The organism is Priestia sp. J2 (assembly GCF_020790095.1).
Classification (GTDB): domain Bacteria; phylum Bacillota; class Bacilli; order Bacillales; family Bacillaceae_H; genus Priestia; species Priestia zanthoxyli.
Genome location: NZ_CP086208.1, coordinates 1,545,735 through 1,563,510, shown reverse-complemented (window position 1 = coordinate 1,563,510; position 17,776 = coordinate 1,545,735). Strand labels below are relative to the sequence as shown.

Sequence of the window (17,776 nt, the reverse complement as noted above, 5' to 3'; positions counted from 1 at the left end):
ATATGGACACCTTTCTACAGGCCTTTAACTTGACTTGCCTTCAGAGATTAGTCTTGGAATACTATACCTATCATTTTATACTTTGCTGTGCATTTCATCTAGCGGACGTTTGTCCCTTTTGTAAATAAAAATAAGTAGAAAAAAGCGCCTCCACTTTAATGGGTGGAGGCACGATATGCTAAAGTGCTAGATGTATTGAATTACATTTTTCTCATTTAATGTCTACGTTTATTGGTTTGATATCTAAGGCTACTTTCACAATAGAGTAATCGTCTTTTTGACCGTCGGTATAAGCCCAATAGCCATTGCTTTCAGGGCTTTTTCTGAAGGTAAGCTCAAAACCTTTGCCTTGGTTAAACGCATAGCTCTTTATTTCTTTGCTCTGAGCGTTATCGATAAGATCGTAAGCTAAAAATTTTCTTAATACACCGTGCGGAGAGAAAAGACCCGTGTTTGGCCCAACCTTTTCACTGTAGTATTCATTTTTTCTAGTAGATGTTTTAGCTGGGTTTATGACGATTTCTTTTGTTGTCATATTTACTTTATCGCCTGGAGTAATACAAGAGATAAGAATATTTTTGTAATCACTCGGAAATTTGTCATTTGCCTGTACTTTGGCTAAATCAACTAACGTAATACCGCCTCTTCCAACAACTTCTATTTGTTTTCCTAAATTGTTGACCACCATAGCTGTATCTTCATCGATTCCGTACGCAAGCTGATTTTTATTTCCTTTTTCGTACGCTGTTGCAATAAGACGTCCCAGTCTTGCTTTGTTGTCAAAATGCTGATCTACCAGACCGTATTGAAAAAAACCAAGGCCTTTTTCCAAATAAGCAGGACCGCCTTCTTGCTGAGTCATATCATCGTATGTGTCTGTAAATCCGTACGAAAGAGCTCCGTAGCTATCTCCGCCAGCGAGCATAGTATTACTCATAATCGCCGCTCCGGCACTCGTACCGCCAAGTACTGCCCCGTTTTTATACGTATGCCATATGGCTTGTAAAACTTTTGAGTCCGAACCATTTTCATTCCGCAACGAGCCCGTAATCAAGGTTTGATCTCCTCCTACAAACCAAATGCCTGTTAGCCCTTTAACTTTTTGCGCTAGTTTATCACTGTTCATATTTGTTTTCCAAGTCAACTCATCTTCAGAAGTTCCTTTAAAGTCGTGGTTTGAAATAGGTAAAATCTCTATATTTTCTGCCTTCACTCCGTATTTAACTAAATCACTTTTAAACTGATTAGAGGAGTCGAACTTAGTACTCGCTGCAGGAACAATCCCTATTTTGGCCTGCTTTCCTCCTGCAAGAGTAATAAACTTGCTATACACGCTTGAATTACTGCTTCCAAGCGCTCCTCCTGCAATTAAGAGGTTACCTTTAATCTCGTCGTATACAGGACTTTCAGGTGAAGAAAAAGTAGGTTTTTTATACGTTAAACTAGTTTTTTTATCCGGTTGAAATTTGACGGTTTTAGGTGTAATGTCCATTCTTACATTTACAATGGAATAATCATCTTTTTGTCCATCAGTATACCGCCAGTAGCCGTTTGTGTCATTATCCTTTTGGAAAGCAATTTCGTATCCAGACCCTTTACTGTCATAAACATAGCTGTTAGCAGATTTCATTGATTTATTATCAACGAAAGAATATGATAAATAAGCCTTTAATCTTCCATACGGTGTAAAAACACCCGTAGCAGGCAGTGCGTTAAAGGAATAATATTCAAACCCCTTCGTTTCTACTTTATCGTTTGGAAATTCAAATGATTTTAAATGATAGTTAATTTTATCTCCAGGAGATAAGTAACTGACTTTTATGTTCTCTAAGCCTGAACGCACTTTTTGCTTAGATATAAGCTTAGCTTGGCTCATATCTAATACAGCTACTGCGCTTCTTCCAACGACTTCAACCTTTTGATCTTTATTGTTAACGACCATAGCAGTATCTTCGTCTACACCGTATGCAAAGTTTTTTTCTTTGTCGCGTTCAGCATTATACGCAGCTACTGCAAGTCGCCCAAGTCGTGCTCGTTCATCCATATGCTGATCAATTATGCCGTGTTGGAAAAATCCCAACCCTTTTTGAACTGATAGAGGCTCGTATTCTTTCTTATTGTGTTGGTTTTCGTTTACATGTTTATTTTCCTTGTTTCCTATACTTTCTTTTAAAGCTCCTAGACTGTCTCCTCCTGTAATCATGACGTCACTCATAATTGCAGCTCCTGCACTTGTACCTCCGATAACTGCTCCCTTACGATATATATCCCAGATAGCTTTTAACGCTTCAGAATCGTTTCCATTATTTTGACGAAGGGAATCCACAATTTTTGTTTGGTCTCCTCCAACAAACCAAACTGCCGTTAGTCCTTTAATCGTACGGGATAACTTCTTGTCGTTCACTTGATTCTTCCAAGTCGATTCATCTTTTTGTGTGTCAGAAAAATCGTGATTGGAAACGGGAAGAATTTGAATAGAATCTGAGTTTACTCCGTATTTCACGAGGTCTTTCTTAAACTTTTCAGAAGACTGCAGCGTTGTGCTAGCAGCTGGAATAATCCCTACCTTGGCTTTTTCTTTCCCCCCAGCAAGCAAGAGAAATTTTTCATATATATCTTGATTGGATGTTCCTACACCTCCGCCTGCAATAACAAGGCTGCCTTTAATGCCTTCAGTATTTTCTTGTGCTTTTGCAAGCAGGGGTGTACTCAACGAAGAAAGTAATGTAAAGCTGATGAGACATGAAACCAGTTTCTTTTTCATTTGAAAGATCCTTTCCACGCAAATTTTAATACCCTTCTCTAATTAGCTCGTATCCTTTCCGCGATACTTTTGATAAATGATATCTAAAACCTGTTATTCAAACGTTCCTTTCACAACAGGGACACCGTCTTTTACCATTACTTTACCTTGAGCAAAAACCGTTTTAATTGTTAGCGTCTCTTTGTCTAAAAGGACTAAATCTGCATCTTTTCCGGGTTGAATATGCCCTTTATTGGACAGTTTTAATACTTTGGCAGGATTAGAAGTAATGACTTGAAGAGCTGTTTCTAACGGTACTGATTCCTCTAATACTGCATCTCGTACTTCTTGAAATAAAGAAGACACTTTTCCAACTTGAAGACCTTTATAATCTCCGTTATCATCAAAAAACGGCAGGCTCGCGTTTCCATCGGATGAAAACGTAATGCTGTCAATCGCCACTTTCTCTTCCAGCATGATGCGTAACCCTTTGCTGCACTTAACTTCGCCTTCTTCTAAAAAGTGAGGGATCGTACTAGTCGTAAAATCTACGTAGCCGCCTCGCTTTGCAAATTGAATTCCTTCTTTAAACAGCTCTTCATTTCTATTAATATGTGTAGGGTGAAACTGACGAATTGGCAGGTCTGTTTTATCTACGATTTGATTCAATAAAGATAATTTTCGTTCTCCGTCTCCTACGTGAATCTCTAATATTCCGGCTTTCCCTGATAAAATCCCTCCATTGCGGGCAGCGGAAGCCACCTTCACCAGTTCTTCAAATGTCGGTTCAGAAGAACGGTGGTCGGAAATGGCAATTTCACCTACTCCGATAATTTTATCAATTAAAATAAGATCTTCTTCAATGCTATTAGTTAACGTTTTTACCGGTATTTGATAGGAACCTGTGTGAATGAAGCAGCTAATCCCTTCTTCTTCTAACCCTCTTGCTTTGGCCAGAAGGTTTTCCATTCTTCTTGTTGTACCGTCTGTTCCAAGTACACCTACAATAGTTGTAACACCGGCAGTCGTTGCATCGGTTAACATTAGTTCAGGAGTGCGTGTTTTATATCCACCTTCTCCTCCTCCGCCAATAATATGAACATGTGAGTCAATGAAGCCTGGAGCTATAATGTGATTAGCGGCATCTACAACATCAATAGGAATGGACGTATTTACATGATCAATACAATCTTTTATAAGGATGATTTTGCTGTCTGCAAGCAATATATCTTTTTTTCCTAAGTGCTGTGGTGCATATACTTCTGCGTTTTTGATTAAGGTTAACAACTTCTATTCCTCCTAGTAAGCTCAACTTACAAATTACATTTTTCTATCTCTTAAAATGGCCCGTAATTGATAAAATAAGCAATCACAACGGCTATTAGACCAATCACATATTGAATAAGGACTAACGGCAACACCCATTTTGCCCACTTTGTCCATGAAATTCCCGCAATTGCTAAGCCAGCCATTAATGTTCCAGCCGTCGGGAAAATAATGTTTCCGATGCCGTCTGCAAAAGAAAAAGATAATACTGCCGTTTGTCGCGTAATATCAAGCAAATCTGCAAGAGGCGTCATGATTGGCATCGTCAGCATCGCATGACCCGTTCCAGATGCTAAAATAAGATGAATCAGCGCTTGGAAGTTGTAGATTCCGATGACGCTTAAATATCCCGGAATATGTTGAATCGCTCCAGATACTTGATGAAGCATAGGGTCTACAATATGACCTTCATTTAAAACAACAAGAACTGCGCGAGAAACTCCGATAACAAGCGCTCCTCCAACCAGTGCTGCTGCCCCGTTTGTAAACGACTTAACCGTATTTTCAACAGAGAGTCTTCCAATAATCCCAATCACAACTGTCAAAATCACAAACAGAGAAGCAATTTCAGTAATGTACCACTTATACTTAATAACGCCAAAAGCAAGAATTACATAGTTAACAAGAAATGCTGCCATAATCCATTTATGCTTTCTAGTTAACTTCGCATCAGAATTTAAAAGTTTATGTGCATTAGTTATGCTGTATTTTCCGTATGTTCCTATAGAAGGACTTCTTTTCACTTTCATCGCATATCGGTAGACAAACCATACTGAAACAGCATAAACAACTACGAATAAGATGAGACGAAAGCCCATTCCAGAAAACATAGGAAGCTCTGCTACTCCTTGTGCAACACCTACTGTAAATGGATTCATAACGGCCGTAGTAAAACCCGCCGATGCGCCAATTAAAACAATAGCAGTCCCTGTTAATGCATCGAATCCAAGAGCAAGTGCCAGCGGAATTAAAAGAGGAATATAAGCTAGCGTTTCTTCCGCCATCCCCATTAAAGAACCGCCTACCGCAAAAAATAGCATCATAACAGGAATTAATAATTTTTCTCTAGTAGCAAGCTTTTTAGCCATCGTTGTAATCAATACATCTACTGTCCCCGTAGCGCTTAGTACACCAAAGAAACCGCCGATAATTAATACAAAAAAGATAATGTCGGCTCCTTCTACCATTCCTGTATGTATCGCTTTGACCATATCAAAGAATCCAACAGGTGTAGAACCAATCCATTTAAACGACTGAGGATCTACCGTTGTTCGTCCGTCTACTTCTACACGTGCGTATTCTCCGGCTGGCAAGATATACGTTAAAATAGTAGCAATCACAAGAAAGCCTAACAATAAAGCAAAAACGTTTATTTTTCTCTCTTTTTTCCGTACCTTATTTAATGAACTCATTTCCTTTTGCGGTTCACTCATTCTTCTTCTCCCCTTCATTGTGAAATAGTAACTTTAAACAGACATCTCGTTCTTTAAAAGCAGCTTCCTTATCTGCAGCTACACATTGCTCCTTTCTCTTGTGTTCTTCACATATAGTACAAGCAATTTTCGTGCCAACGTATAACCGTTTAATTTTCTGAATTATGATATAATTAAAATGTGTTTTAGGTGTTAATTGGGTGTTTTTTAAAATTTAATAACGCCAATTAAGAAGCTAGTTGATAGAAAATCTGGAGCATGAAACCATTAGCTAGTTCTTTTTTTAAAAAGCAGCAAAACGAAAGATAAAAGAATTTAATCTATAGACATAAAAAAATACTACACTCAAATGGCTAGCTGAAAAACATGCGTATTACAAACTTACAAAAGTGGCTGCTACAGTAGAACACGCACTTTATCAAACGCTTCAAGATGAAGTGAAAACGAAAGATTTAGGCGGACATGCCTCTACATTGGAGTTTACAGAAGCTATTTTAGAGAAAATAAAATCCACGCAAAATTAACAGCAATTTATCCATTCTATAGAGGTGATCATAATGAAAAAAAGAAAGATTATTATGGACTGTGATCCAGGTCATGATGATGCTATTACTATTATTTTAGCTGCCGCACGACCGGAATTAGATATTTTAGCGATCACAACTGTTTCGGGAAACGCAGAAATTGAAAAAACGACAGTGAACGCTTTGAAAGTGTGTGATTTAGTATTTTTACATAACGTGGTTGTCTCAAAAGGAGCAAGTGAACCATTGATTCGCACGCGTGAAAACGCTCCTAGCGTACATGGTGATTCAGGGTTAGACGGCCCTGAGTTCCCTCCTCTGTCTCGCAGCTGGAGTGAAGAACACGGAGTAGATACTATTATACGAATGGTAAAAGAGTCAGAAGATCCCGTTACACTTTTACCTACAGGCCCTTTAACAAACATTGCCTTAGCTTTAATGAAAGCTCCAGAAATGAAAGAAGACATTGAAGAGATTATCCTTATGGGCGGTGGAACCTTCGGGAACTGGACACCAACGGCTGAGTTTAATATTTGGGCAGATCCAGAAGCGGCTAAAAAAGTGTTCGATAGCGGCATCCCACTCGTAGTAATGGGGTTAGATATTACGCATCAAGCCGTTGCAACAGATGACGTTATTAACCAAGTCATGAACATCGATAATAACGTAGCAAAAAAGGTCGGGGAATTATTAGCATTTTTTAAATCTGCCTATAAAGAAACCTTTGGATTTAATGGCCCTCCTGTTCACGATGTATTGACCGTTGCTTACTGTGTAGCTCCAGAACTATTTACGCTAAAAGAAGTTAATATTGTAGTAGAAACACGCGGAGAATACACGGCTGGAACAACTTCAGTTGATTTGCTTGGAGTCACAGGGAGGAAACCCAATGCTAAATTCGGTTTAACTCTTGATGTAGACGGATTTTGGAATTTGATGATTGAGGCTCTCAAAACATATTCAGCTTCGTAATGTTCATCTAGAAGATAAATTTTATAGAGGCAGCACCAGAACGTCGAGTTCACAACTTGCTGGTGCTGTCTTACGTCTATTCATACTATCTAGCTGTTTTTTTCGCTTTTTGATTGAGCATTAAAGTAATGATTGAAGCAACAATCACACCTGTAATCAAGCAGTTGGATATATCTTTATAAATTACTCCCATTACTGTCCCGCCTATAACACCTACACTAATGAGTAAAATCCGTTCTCTTTGGTTCATAATTTATCCCTCCATCTTTTTTAACAAAATATTTAATTTATGAAGAGCAAACTGCAGGTCTATTTGCTCTTCTTCATTTAATTTGGAGATATTTGTATTGAAATTACTATAAATCCCTCTCCATTTTTCTTCTTGAATATTTTTTCCTTTAGACGTTAATGAGACTAAAACTGCACGCTTATCTCGCGGATCAGGCATTTTGATTAAATATCCTTCATTTTCTAATTCACTGATAACATTCGTTAACTGTTGTTTGGCAATATTTAATCCATTACTAATTTCCTTAATATTCAAATCTCTTTTTTTCATATACATAAATTCAACTACGTGATTTTGTAAATGTGTTAATTTCACTTCATTCTTGTTTAAGTTCTTGAAGTTTTCAAATAAAACCGGTATTAAAGCGATATATTCCTTAGCCAGTTTTTCCTTCATGAGATACTCACCTTCTTTAGTAAATATATTATTACTAATTTTGAATAAAAACAATAAAAATCGTTTATTTTAGTAAAAATACATTTACTAAAATCCATACACACTTCTAAAGTTATGTTATCTCGCTCTAAAAAATAGTTTATTAATCCTATGGAAGCAGCTATTTAACAATAAAAAAAGTAAGGAAGTATACTCCCTCACTTTCTGTTTACAACTCCCGTTAAAAAATTCAAAAATACGTGTACGCCTGCTTTTACAGTTATTTCTCTTACATCACGCAACGGATCTAGACATACAATATCCATTGCTTGAACAAGCGGATGACTCCCAGCCGTGTATACCGCTTCAAACAATTCCTCCGTTCTCATTCCCCCTGTGGTTCCTGCTGGAACTCCAGGTGCGTAAGCAATATCTAACACGTCCATATCAACGGTTAAATAGATCATGTCTACTTCTTTGCTCAGCTGTTTTAGTGCTTCTTTCACCGTATGAGTTACTCCCGCTTTTCTTGCTTGCAGTAACGTTACATAATGAACGCCTTTGCTATCTGCATATTCCTTTAACGATTTTGAGTTGTAAAACCCGTGAAGCCCAATATTCCATACATGAGTTGCATCAATTGTGTTGCTTTCAATTAAATTCCGTATGGGTGTTCCGTTAGAAGGGCCATTGTCTTCTAAGCTTCGTAAGTCAAAGTGCGTATCAAACTGTAAAATTCCTATTTTCTGTTCAGGATGTGACTCTTTCCATCCTTTTACTAACATAGCTGTAATGGAGTGGTCTCCTCCGAGCATAACAGGCAGCGCATGCGGATGACATTTCCGCATAGACATCATCGCTTCTTTTATATACTGATGAGACTTCTCTATATCCGTTACGTGCTGTTTGACGTCCCCTAAATCCAACACTGACAAGGAAGTCAAATCCGTATCATACTCAATATGATACGGATTAAAGGATTTCCAGAGTTTCCTCATGGCCATTGGCGTCTCACTGGCTCCAGAAGCACTAATGGAAGACCTTGAAAGAGGCACGCCCAAGACCGTAATATCTATCGATGTAAAGTCGACGTTGCACCCATCTTCAACTGTCTGAATCCAATCACTTACTTTTGGGTCAGAAGTACTTTGACGCTGCCAGCAAAAAGGCGGTCGATCAAGCTGTGGGTACGGATAGTTCATGTAAAACACCGCCTTCAACCACAACTTTCCCATCTTTTAATACCGTGTCTACAAGATTTACGGCATAGTTATACTGCAGCGTTTGGTAATTGGGCGCATCAAATAGCACTAAATCGGCTTTTTTACCTACTTTAATACTTCCGATTTGATCCCCTTTGCCAATGGCATGAGCCGCGTTGATCGTACAGGCTGTTAAAACTTCTGCTGGCGTCATTTTCATCGTTAAACAAGCTAAATTCATAATAAACGGCAGCGATTCGGTAGGAGAAGACCCTGGGTTTCGATCTGTAGACAAAGCAACCGGTACCCCTGCTTCGATCATTTTTCTAGCACGCGCCGGCTCTTCCATTAAAAAGAATGCAGTACCCGGCAATAGAACGGCTATAACTCCGCTTTCAGCCATTTGCTTAATTCCTTGATCCGATGCTTTTAATAAATGATCCGCAGACACAGCTCCCACTTTAGCCGCTAACTCTGCCCCGCCAAAAGACACAATTTCATCGGCGTGGATTTTAGGTTTTAGTCCGTATGCTTTTCCAGCTTGTAAAATACGCTCTGACTGTTCAACTGTAAACACGCCGTCTTCACAAAATACATCACAAAACTCCGCTAGCTCTTCTTTTGCAACAATTGGTATCATTTCTTCGATAACAAAACGAACAAACTCATCTTCATTTCCTTTGTACTCAGCTGGCACCGCATGAGCTCCCATAAAGGTTGAAACAACATCTACTGGATGCTGTTCATTCAGTTTCTTCGCTACTTTTAATTGTTTGATTTCATCTTTAAGATTTAAACCGTACCCGCTTTTGGCTTCGACAGTTGTAACTCCGTACTGCAGAAATTTATTTAAACGTTTTGTAGATTGCTTGATTAGCTCCTCTTCTGTTGCTTGTCGTGTACTAACGGTTGTTTGTAAAATTCCTCCTCCCGCTTTTAAAATATCAATATACTTTGCCCCGTTTAAGCGCATTTCTAATTCTTTTTCACGACTGCCGCCAAACACAAGGTGAGTGTGGGGATCAATCAACCCAGGCGTTACGATTTTTCCTTCGGCATCAATTATATTAATAGGTTCATGGATATGCTCAAGGTATTCCCGCGCTTTGACGTCAGGCCCAACAAATACAATTCTTCCATTTTTCACGAGTACGCTGCCATTTTCAATGATTCCTAGAGCTGACATTTCTTCCGCTCGTCTAGGCTGACTTCCACCTTTAACCGTAATGACTTGTTCAGCGCATTTGATATACGTAATAGTCATACGTATCCCTCCTTTTTATTCATGTAACGCGGGAATTTGTATCCCTTTTTCTTTTGCAGTTTGAATGGCCTTATCATAGCCGGCGTCTACATGACGAACAACACCCATGCCAGGATCTGTTGTTAAAACACGTTCTAGACGTTTAGCGGCATCTTCCGTCCCGTCTGCTACTACAACCATTCCAGCGTGCAGAGAATACCCCATACCTACTCCTCCTCCGTGGTGAACGGATACCCAGCTTGCGCCTGCTGCCGTATTGACTAATGCATTTAAAATAGGCCAGTCTGCTACTGCATCACTGCCATCTTTCATTGCTTCAGTTTCACGATTTGGCGAAGCCACGGAACCGGCATCTAGATGATCTCTGCCAATAACGATAGGCGCTGACAGCTCTCCGTTTGCTACCATGTCATTAATAATTTTTCCAAAGCGCGCTCTTTCTCCGTAGCCTAGCCAGCAAATACGAGCCGGCAATCCTTGAAACTCAATTTTTTCTCTCGCCATTTTAATCCAGTTGCAAAGATGCGTATTATCCGAAAACTCACGTAAAATGACTTCATCTGTTTTATAAATATCTTCTGGGTTTCCTGACAAAGCGACCCACCTGAACGGTCCTTTTCCTTCACAGAACTGCGGACGGATGTACGCTGGGACAAATCCCGGGAAATCAAATGCATTCGCGACACCTTCATCGAGCGCCACTTGGCGAATATTATTGCCATAGTCAAAAGCAACCGCGCCTTTTCTTTGCATCTCTAACATGGCTTGAACGTGAATAGCCATACTTGCTTTTGATTGTTTTATATATTCATTTGGATTTGTATTCCGCAATTTTTCTCCTTCTGCTAAGCTGACTCCAATCGGCAAATATCCGTTAAGCGGATCATGTGCCGATGTTTGATCTGTCACAATATCTGGGATAAATCCTCGCTTTATCATTTCAGGCAAAATCTCGGCTGCATTTCCAACTAATCCAATGGACAGCGCTTTGCCCAATCTTTTTGCATCTTCAGCTAACGTGATTGCATCAGCTACACTTTCGACTACCGTATCGCAATACTTTGTTTCGATACGTTTTTCAATACGCGTGCGATCAACATCAATTCCAATGACAACGCCGCCTGCCATCGTAACGGCTAGTGGTTGTGCACCTCCCATTCCTCCTAATCCAGCTGTTAACGTAATCGTTCCTTTCAAAGTTCCGTTAAAATGCTGGTTGGCACACTCAGCAAATGTTTCATACGTTCCTTGAACAATGCCTTGGCTTCCGATATAAATCCAGCTTCCTGCAGTCATTTGCCCGTACATCATTAACCCTTTTTTATCGAGCTCATGGAACGTCTCCCAATTCGCAAAAGCAGGAACAAGATTTGAATTTGCTAATAAAACACGCGGCGCATCACTGTGCGTTTTAAAAACCGAAACCGGCTTGCCGGACTGTATGAGAAGCGTTTCATCTTCTTCTAATTCTTTTAACGTATCTACAATACGATCGAACGCCTCCCAGTTACGGGCTGCTTTTCCGATCCCTCCGTATACGACTAACTTTTCCGGATGCTCTGCTACTTCGGAATCTAAATTGTTTAGAAGCATGCGAAGAGCGGCTTCTTGTACCCAGCCTTTTGTCGTTAGTTCTGTTCCACGAGGTGCTTTTATTCCACTTTGTTTTGTCTCCATTTCGTTTTCCTCCTCTATAAAAATGAAAAACTGTTAAACTAACTTTTTATTACAGTGCTAGTTCATAATTCGTATCTTGCACAAAAGTTTTGAAATCAGCTGCTAACGCCTCAATATCACGTGAGAAAATTCGATCTTTCATAATGGTTGGTACGGTTTTTCTAATTCTTGAATAAATTTTTCTTGTTTCTGAAGCAAGTTTATCCACTCCTTGAATATCGGCTGCTTGAGCCGCACAAATTGCTTCGATTGATAGAACTCTTCTTGTATTTTGGATAATTTGATAAGCATGACGTGCAGCAGTCGTTCCCATGCTGACATGGTCTTCTTGATTCGCTGAAGATGGGATAGAATCAACACTTGATGGATGCGCTAATACTTTATTTTCGGAAACTAGTGAAGCCGCAGCGTATTGAGTAATCATGAGCCCGGACTCTAGACCTGGATCTGCACTTAAAAATGCGGGCAGCCCGCTAAGCTGAGGGTTTACTATTCGTTCAATGCGCCGTTCAGAAATATTCCCAAGCTCCGCCATTGCAATTCCTAGAAAATCCATAGCAAACGCAATGGGCTGCCCGTGAAAATTCCCTCCAGAAATTACTTTGCCGCTGTCAGCAAAGATGAGCGGGTTATCAGTTGCTGAATTAATCTCAATTAACAGCTTTTCTTTTACATAATTTAAAACTTGATAAATAGCACCATGAACTTGAGGAATGCAGCGCAGTGAGTAAGCATCTTGCACTCTTATTTGACCTTGAGAAGTAGTTAATTGACTGCCTTCTAAGTACGAAAGAATTCGGGCAGCTACCTGCTGTTGTTCCGGGTAAGGTCTTACTGCATGTGACTCAGGCATGAATGCTTCTACAATACCTTGCAGACCTTCTAATGTCAGTGCTGCAATTCCGTCAGCAAGATCAGCGAGCTTTTGAGCTTCAAGGTACGAAACTACTCCTACAGCCGTCATTGCCTGAGTGCCGTTGATCAAAGCTAGCCCTTCTTTTGCCTGTAATTGTATAGGTTCAAGCCCTGCTAGCTTTAAAGCATCTTCTCCTTGCATTCGCTGACCATTATATACAGCTTCTCCTTCTCCAACTAGCAGCAGCGCTAGATGTGATAACGGGGCTAAGTCACCGCTAGCTCCAAGCGAACCTTGACTCGGGATAACCGGTACTACGTTTTGGTTTAAGCAATCGATAAGAAGCTGCAAGGTTTCCAGTCGTATTCCGGAATACCCTTTAGCTAATGCGTTCGCTCGTAAAAGCAGCATGACTCTGCTTACTTCTAACGAAAATGGCTCTCCTAGTCCGCAGGCATGACTGCGAATCAGGTTAATCTGCAGATCGGCTAAGTCTGTTTTTGAAATAACCGTATCACTAAACTTTCCAAATCCCGTATTCACTCCGTAAATTACGTTGTTGTTCGTAATGCTCTCTTCAACTAACGTTCTGCTTTTTTGTATATGTTCAACTGCGTGATCGCTAATTTTCACGGAGTATCCTTGGTAAATAACTTTGTAAATTTGGTCGAACGTCAGTGAATTTCCATCAATTTGAATAAACATCATACCCGCTCCCTTGTTAAACTGTAGACTGCCTTTTCTTTTTGAACACAAAAAGGGGCTATATCAAAGAGGAAACAAGCTCCTTTTGATATAGCCCCCTATAAACTAACCTACTTACACTATGGGCTTTTATTAATAATCAGTATTTCACTTATACATACAATCGCTAAATGACTAAATCACTATACACTTTAAGCTGTACAACTTAAAGCAACTAGGGTACCTACACTAAGTATTACGCTGAATTAATCATTTGTCAATTATTATTTAAGAAAATTTTAAATAATCTGAAATAAAATCGTTATTTCTTATAGCAGCGATGATTCACGGCTGCACAATTTTATTTTTTAAACGTTATCGGACGTTCATGTCGCTTGGGTGCGGACCTTTGCGGCGGTTGCTGTTTAATCCATTAATCTCTGCCATATCATCAGCAGTAAGTTCAAAATCAAACACGTTAAAGTTTTCTTCTATTCTAGACGGTGTAACTGACTTAGGAATGACAATTGTGTTGTTCTGTAAGTGCCAGCGCAATACAACTTGAGCCGGAGTTTTGCTATGTACTTCAGCAATTTTTTGAATAACCTCGTCTTGTAACACTTCTCCTCCTTGATCAAGAGGGCTCCATGCTTCCACGAAAATATTATGTTTGGCGCAAAACTCTTTTAATTCATTTTGAGCAAGATACGGATGGCACTCAATTTGGTTTAAAACAGGCGTTACGTCACATTCATTTAACAAGCGCTCCAAATGCTCAATTTCAAAGTTGCAGACGCCAATTGCTTTTACTTTGCCATCGTGATAAAGCTTTTCTAATGCTTTATACGTCTCCACATACTCATCATATTGAGGAGTAGGCCAGTGAATCAAATATAAATCCACATAATCAAGTCCTAATCGTTCTAGGCTTTCATCAAACGCACGTAGTGCATTTTCATAGCCTTGGTCGCTGTTCCAAACTTTTGTTGTAATAAACAGCTCTTCCCGAGGAACAGAAGATTCTTTAATCGCTTGACCTACTCCTTCTTCATTTTTATAAATCATAGCTGTGTCGATAGAGGTATATCCAACTTCAATTGCTTTTGACACTGCAGCTGCTGCTTTGTTATCTTCTACTTGCCATACGCCAAATCCAAGCTGAGGCATTTTTAAGCCGTTGTTTAATGTGACAATATTCATTTTACATGTCTCCTTTTTTGTTAAAAAGTTCAAAGTTTTAATGATGGTGCCAGCCGATCAGCATAGCAACCTGGCCCATTATAATGCCGACTGGGATTCCTACAATCATGGCTCCAAATCGAAATTTAAAAGACCATGCCCGCGGTACAAGGGAAAACAAATAAATCATACTCATCGTTGCCATACATGTACTGCTAAAGAAACTGACGATAGTGTGTAAATTTGGCATTCCTTCTCCTCATTTCACTAGAACATCTGCGCCTTTTCAATTTCATCATTTATCTTTTGTTCTAATGCCTATGTTTTCGCAGCCGACATAGTTACATTCGTCAAAGGGTTCCGTAATCCTGCTTCAATCAGCTAAAAATACTTTACCTACGTAACTTTTTTAATTAAAACGAATATGTGCTTTTAACTGAGAAGTTGTGTATAATTTCCGTATATACAAAATAATAAGAATTTTTTTACTTCAAAGAGAAACTGTACGTTCTCTGTAAGGCAATCATACATATTTGCAAGAGTTAACGAAAGGAATGGATATAAAAAATGGCGATTGAAAGAGTAAAAGCATATTTTAAACAATATGGCATGGAGAATCGAATTATTGAAATGGATGAGTCCAGTGCTACTGTAGAACTGGCAGCGCAAGCTTTAAAATGTGAGCCGCAACGGATTGCAAAAAGTCTTTCTTTTAACGCAGAAGGAACCGTTTTATTGATTGTGGCAGCAGGAGATGCGAAAATTGATAATCGAAAATACAAAGAAGAGTTTGGAACCAAAGCAAAAATGCTTGGAGCAAGTGAAGTAGAAACGCTGATTGGTCATGCTGTAGGCGGAGTATGCCCGTTTGCTGTTAATGAAGGTGTTCACGTGTATCTAGATGAATCTCTGAAACGTTTTGTTACCGTTTTCCCTGCCTGTGGAAGTGGAAATAGTGCAATCGAATTAACAATACCCGAACTAGAAGAATTTTCGAAATGCTTAAAATGGGTTGATGTGTGCAAGAGATGGAATGAATAACTTAGGTAAATTAAGGTACAGATATACATAAAATAAATCAATCAGTACGCCAATAAGCTGAAACAGTTTTTTGTTTCAGCTCATTGGCGTACCTAAACGAATTTATGAAACAGCTTAACCCAACCTAGGTAAGAAACCCCTAAGAGAAATACAAAAAGAAATAGTAAAGGAATGTTCCTAGGGATAAAAAGCCAGCCGTCTAACGTATTCCACAGAAATTCACTTTTATTTGCTTTTCTCATCATTTTCACCTCAAGCAGATTTACTATTTTGTATTCAAAAATTCTTTTACATAGTTATATACAGTATCTTCAACTTATGACCTTTTTTCAAGAAAAACGTGCACGAAAAATGGACTGAATCTGAATCTTCTTAATGTATACCTGTTATGTACTCATTCATCGTCTTAGTTTCATCTGTAAAAAAGAAGAAGCCTACATGTTTAGATGCAGGCTTCTTCTCGTTGATTCAGTCTTTCCTTTGTTTGCCTAGTCAGGCCCTTTCGTTACGTATATCGGTTCATAACCAAAGTGCCTTGCGTGAAATACGGATATCTACTTTCAATTTGCGGTAATACATTTGCTGAAGTCGCTGTTAAGCCTTTCAAAACTAATCAGTCCCTTCAAACGCTAAGTATTTAACCTTTCACAACAACCATTTGCATGATAGCTGCTGTACTATATGTGTACCCCGTATTTATATAGTAAAACCTAAAAAAACAATTTTTTATTACATGTAATTTTCTAGACTTTATAGCAAAGAAAAGTTAGATAGTATAGGTGAAAGAAGCACGACAGCCATTAGCGCCCTACTGTTCAGATTTACGCATTCAAAGAAAAAATCTGAACTGAAATTCAAAAAAATATTTAATGTATGGTTTCATCAATTTTTTGAAACGCATCTTCAAGTGAAGTATATCCGTTTGTTTCTCCTTCGTTACCTTGAAGAGTCCATTCTTGATTTTCGACTGCTAATTTCCCGTCTTTATCTTTTAGATAAGGTCTGTTAACCATAAACACATGATCATTCTTTTTTACTGTGTAGCCAAGATAATAGTGATTACCTTCTCCTTCCTCTTCATATACGGAGACGCCTTGAAGGTTATATTTGTTTAAAATGTCATCCATATGATGAGTCAGTTTACTTACAATCGCTTCTCTTCCTACATATTCCACATTTCATACCCCTTTTCATTTTGATTTATACTTAGCATTCCCTTGAGCATATTCAATTACACTATCTTTCAAACGTTATATGAACAAAGCAAGTCAATATAATAGTCATTCATTACATAGTAATAAAAAAGCTACCTCACTATAATGCAATGAAAAAACATTGCTAAGTGAAGTAGCTTTTTTGTTACCGAAATCTACAGAGAAACTTGATTATAGTTCAGTTAAAATAATCGGTTCACCGTTTGTTACAACAATTGTATGTTCACATTGTGCTACAAGACTATTATCAGGTGTAACAAACGTCCAGCCGTCGTCTCCGCGTTCAATGATATGATCAGCCTTCATAGAGATAAACGGCTCTACAGCAATAACAAGACCTTTTTTCAAGAGGGCTTTATCCATTGGATCATAATAGTTTAAAATGTGGTTAGGAGCGTCATGCAAGCTGCGGCCAACACCATGACCCGTTAAGTTTTCAATAACAGCATATCCGTTTTGGTGTGCAAAGTTAGAAACAGCACGACCAATTTGATTTTGTTTTGAACCAGCTTTTACTTTTTTCATAGCTGCCCAAAATGCATCTACTGCAGCTTGACACAGCTTTTCTTTTTCTTCGTCTTGCCCAATAACAAATGAAATACCCGTATCCGAATAATAGCCATCAAGTACTGCGGATACATCCACATTTACTAAATCGCCATCTTTTAATACGCGGTCTCCCGGAATACCGTGAGCCACTTCTTCGTTGACACTAATGCACGTTACACCTGGGAAATTATATTCTTTTTCAGGTGCAGAAATAGCACCGTGTTCATCTAATATTTTTTTACCGATCATATCAAGCTCTTTTGTTGTCATACCCGCTTTTGCTTGTTTTTTCATTTCTTCGCGCGCAAGTGCAACGATACGTCCAATTTTGCGTAAACTTTCTAAATCCTGTTCGTTACCAATAATCATAAAAAAACACTTTCCTTCCTCGAAATATATATCCTATCCGATTTTATCATATTTTTATGAGGATTTTTCAAAAGACCTT

15 protein-coding genes are annotated in these 17,776 nt (G+C 38.8%); 2 read left to right on the top strand and 13 right to left on the bottom strand.

Translation table 11 applies throughout. The features are described 5' to 3' along the window. Positions 1–211: 211 nt before the first annotated feature. The 3 genes from LJY09_RS07895 to LJY09_RS07885 all read right to left on the bottom strand — a co-directional run bounded on the left by LJY09_RS07895 (position 212) and on the right by LJY09_RS07885 (position 5,502). Positions 212–2,764 (bottom strand): cyanophycinase, encoded by a 2,553-nt coding sequence (locus tag LJY09_RS07895; RefSeq protein ID WP_228307653.1) that lies wholly within the window; start codon positions 2,762–2,764, stop codon positions 212–214. Positions 2,765–2,857: 93 nt separating this feature from the next. Then, entirely contained in the window at positions 2,858–4,030 is a 1,173-nt protein-coding gene (iadA, locus tag LJY09_RS07890; RefSeq protein WP_223546657.1) for a beta-aspartyl-peptidase, read from the bottom strand. Positions 4,031–4,080: 50 nt separating this feature from the next. Then, on the bottom strand, positions 4,081–5,502 hold the full coding sequence (locus LJY09_RS07885) for a YfcC family protein (protein WP_028413919.1): 1,422 nt from the start codon (positions 5,500–5,502) through the stop codon (positions 4,081–4,083). Between the two features lie 557 nt (positions 5,503–6,059). Here LJY09_RS07885 and LJY09_RS07880 point away from each other — a divergent pair. Further along, positions 6,060–6,998, top strand: a complete 939-nt coding sequence (locus LJY09_RS07880; protein ID WP_228307652.1) for a nucleoside hydrolase — start codon at positions 6,060–6,062, stop codon at positions 6,996–6,998. An 85-nt stretch (positions 6,999–7,083) separates the two neighbouring features. Here the strand turns inward: LJY09_RS07880 and LJY09_RS07875 are convergent, their stop codons facing one another. The 8 genes from LJY09_RS07875 to LJY09_RS07840 form a co-directional block, all read right to left on the bottom strand. Next, positions 7,084–7,248 (bottom strand): hypothetical protein, encoded by a 165-nt coding sequence (locus LJY09_RS07875; protein ID WP_167387313.1) that lies wholly within the window; start codon positions 7,246–7,248, stop codon positions 7,084–7,086. A gap of 3 nt (positions 7,249–7,251) precedes the next feature. Continuing rightward, positions 7,252–7,683 carry a MarR family winged helix-turn-helix transcriptional regulator gene (locus LJY09_RS07870; RefSeq protein WP_099330791.1) on the bottom strand — a complete coding sequence of 144 codons (432 nt, stop codon included), beginning with the start codon at positions 7,681–7,683 and terminating at the stop codon, positions 7,252–7,254. A gap of 197 nt (positions 7,684–7,880) precedes the next feature. Further along, positions 7,881–8,864 carry an agmatinase family protein gene (locus LJY09_RS07865; RefSeq protein ID WP_098113412.1) on the bottom strand — a complete coding sequence of 328 codons (984 nt, stop codon included), beginning with the start codon at positions 8,862–8,864 and terminating at the stop codon, positions 7,881–7,883. After that, complete coding sequence (hutI, locus tag LJY09_RS07860; protein ID WP_228307651.1) at positions 8,839–10,128, bottom strand: imidazolonepropionase; 1,290 nt, start codon at positions 10,126–10,128, stop codon at positions 8,839–8,841. Before hutI ends, LJY09_RS07865 begins: the two co-directional genes overlap by 26 nt. A gap of 15 nt (positions 10,129–10,143) precedes the next feature. After that, positions 10,144–11,805 (bottom strand): urocanate hydratase, encoded by a 1,662-nt coding sequence (hutU, locus tag LJY09_RS07855; protein WP_228307650.1) that lies wholly within the window; start codon positions 11,803–11,805, stop codon positions 10,144–10,146. A 49-nt stretch (positions 11,806–11,854) separates the two neighbouring features. Next, positions 11,855–13,366 carry a histidine ammonia-lyase gene (gene hutH / locus LJY09_RS07850; RefSeq protein ID WP_028413924.1) on the bottom strand — a complete coding sequence of 504 codons (1,512 nt, stop codon included), beginning with the start codon at positions 13,364–13,366 and terminating at the stop codon, positions 11,855–11,857. A 354-nt stretch (positions 13,367–13,720) separates the two neighbouring features. After that, positions 13,721–14,545 carry an aldo/keto reductase gene (locus tag LJY09_RS07845; protein WP_028413925.1) on the bottom strand — a complete coding sequence of 275 codons (825 nt, stop codon included), beginning with the start codon at positions 14,543–14,545 and terminating at the stop codon, positions 13,721–13,723. 37 nt (positions 14,546–14,582) lie between these two features. Further along, positions 14,583–14,774: a hypothetical protein gene (locus tag LJY09_RS07840; protein WP_033578521.1), complete on the bottom strand. Its 192-nt coding sequence runs from the start codon at positions 14,772–14,774 to the stop codon at positions 14,583–14,585. Positions 14,775–15,091: 317 nt separating this feature from the next. Between LJY09_RS07840 and LJY09_RS07835 the strand changes: the two genes are divergently transcribed. Beyond that, positions 15,092–15,565: a YbaK/EbsC family protein gene (locus tag LJY09_RS07835; protein WP_223546488.1), complete on the top strand. Its 474-nt coding sequence runs from the start codon at positions 15,092–15,094 to the stop codon at positions 15,563–15,565. Between the two features lie 866 nt (positions 15,566–16,431). Here the strand turns inward: LJY09_RS07835 and LJY09_RS07830 are convergent. Further along, positions 16,432–16,740 (bottom strand): DUF5634 family protein, encoded by a 309-nt coding sequence (locus LJY09_RS07830; protein WP_228307649.1) that lies wholly within the window; start codon positions 16,738–16,740, stop codon positions 16,432–16,434. Between the two features lie 210 nt (positions 16,741–16,950). Then, positions 16,951–17,697: a type I methionyl aminopeptidase gene (gene map / locus LJY09_RS07825; RefSeq protein WP_014460782.1), complete on the bottom strand. Its 747-nt coding sequence runs from the start codon at positions 17,695–17,697 to the stop codon at positions 16,951–16,953. Positions 17,698–17,776 lie beyond the last annotated feature (79 nt).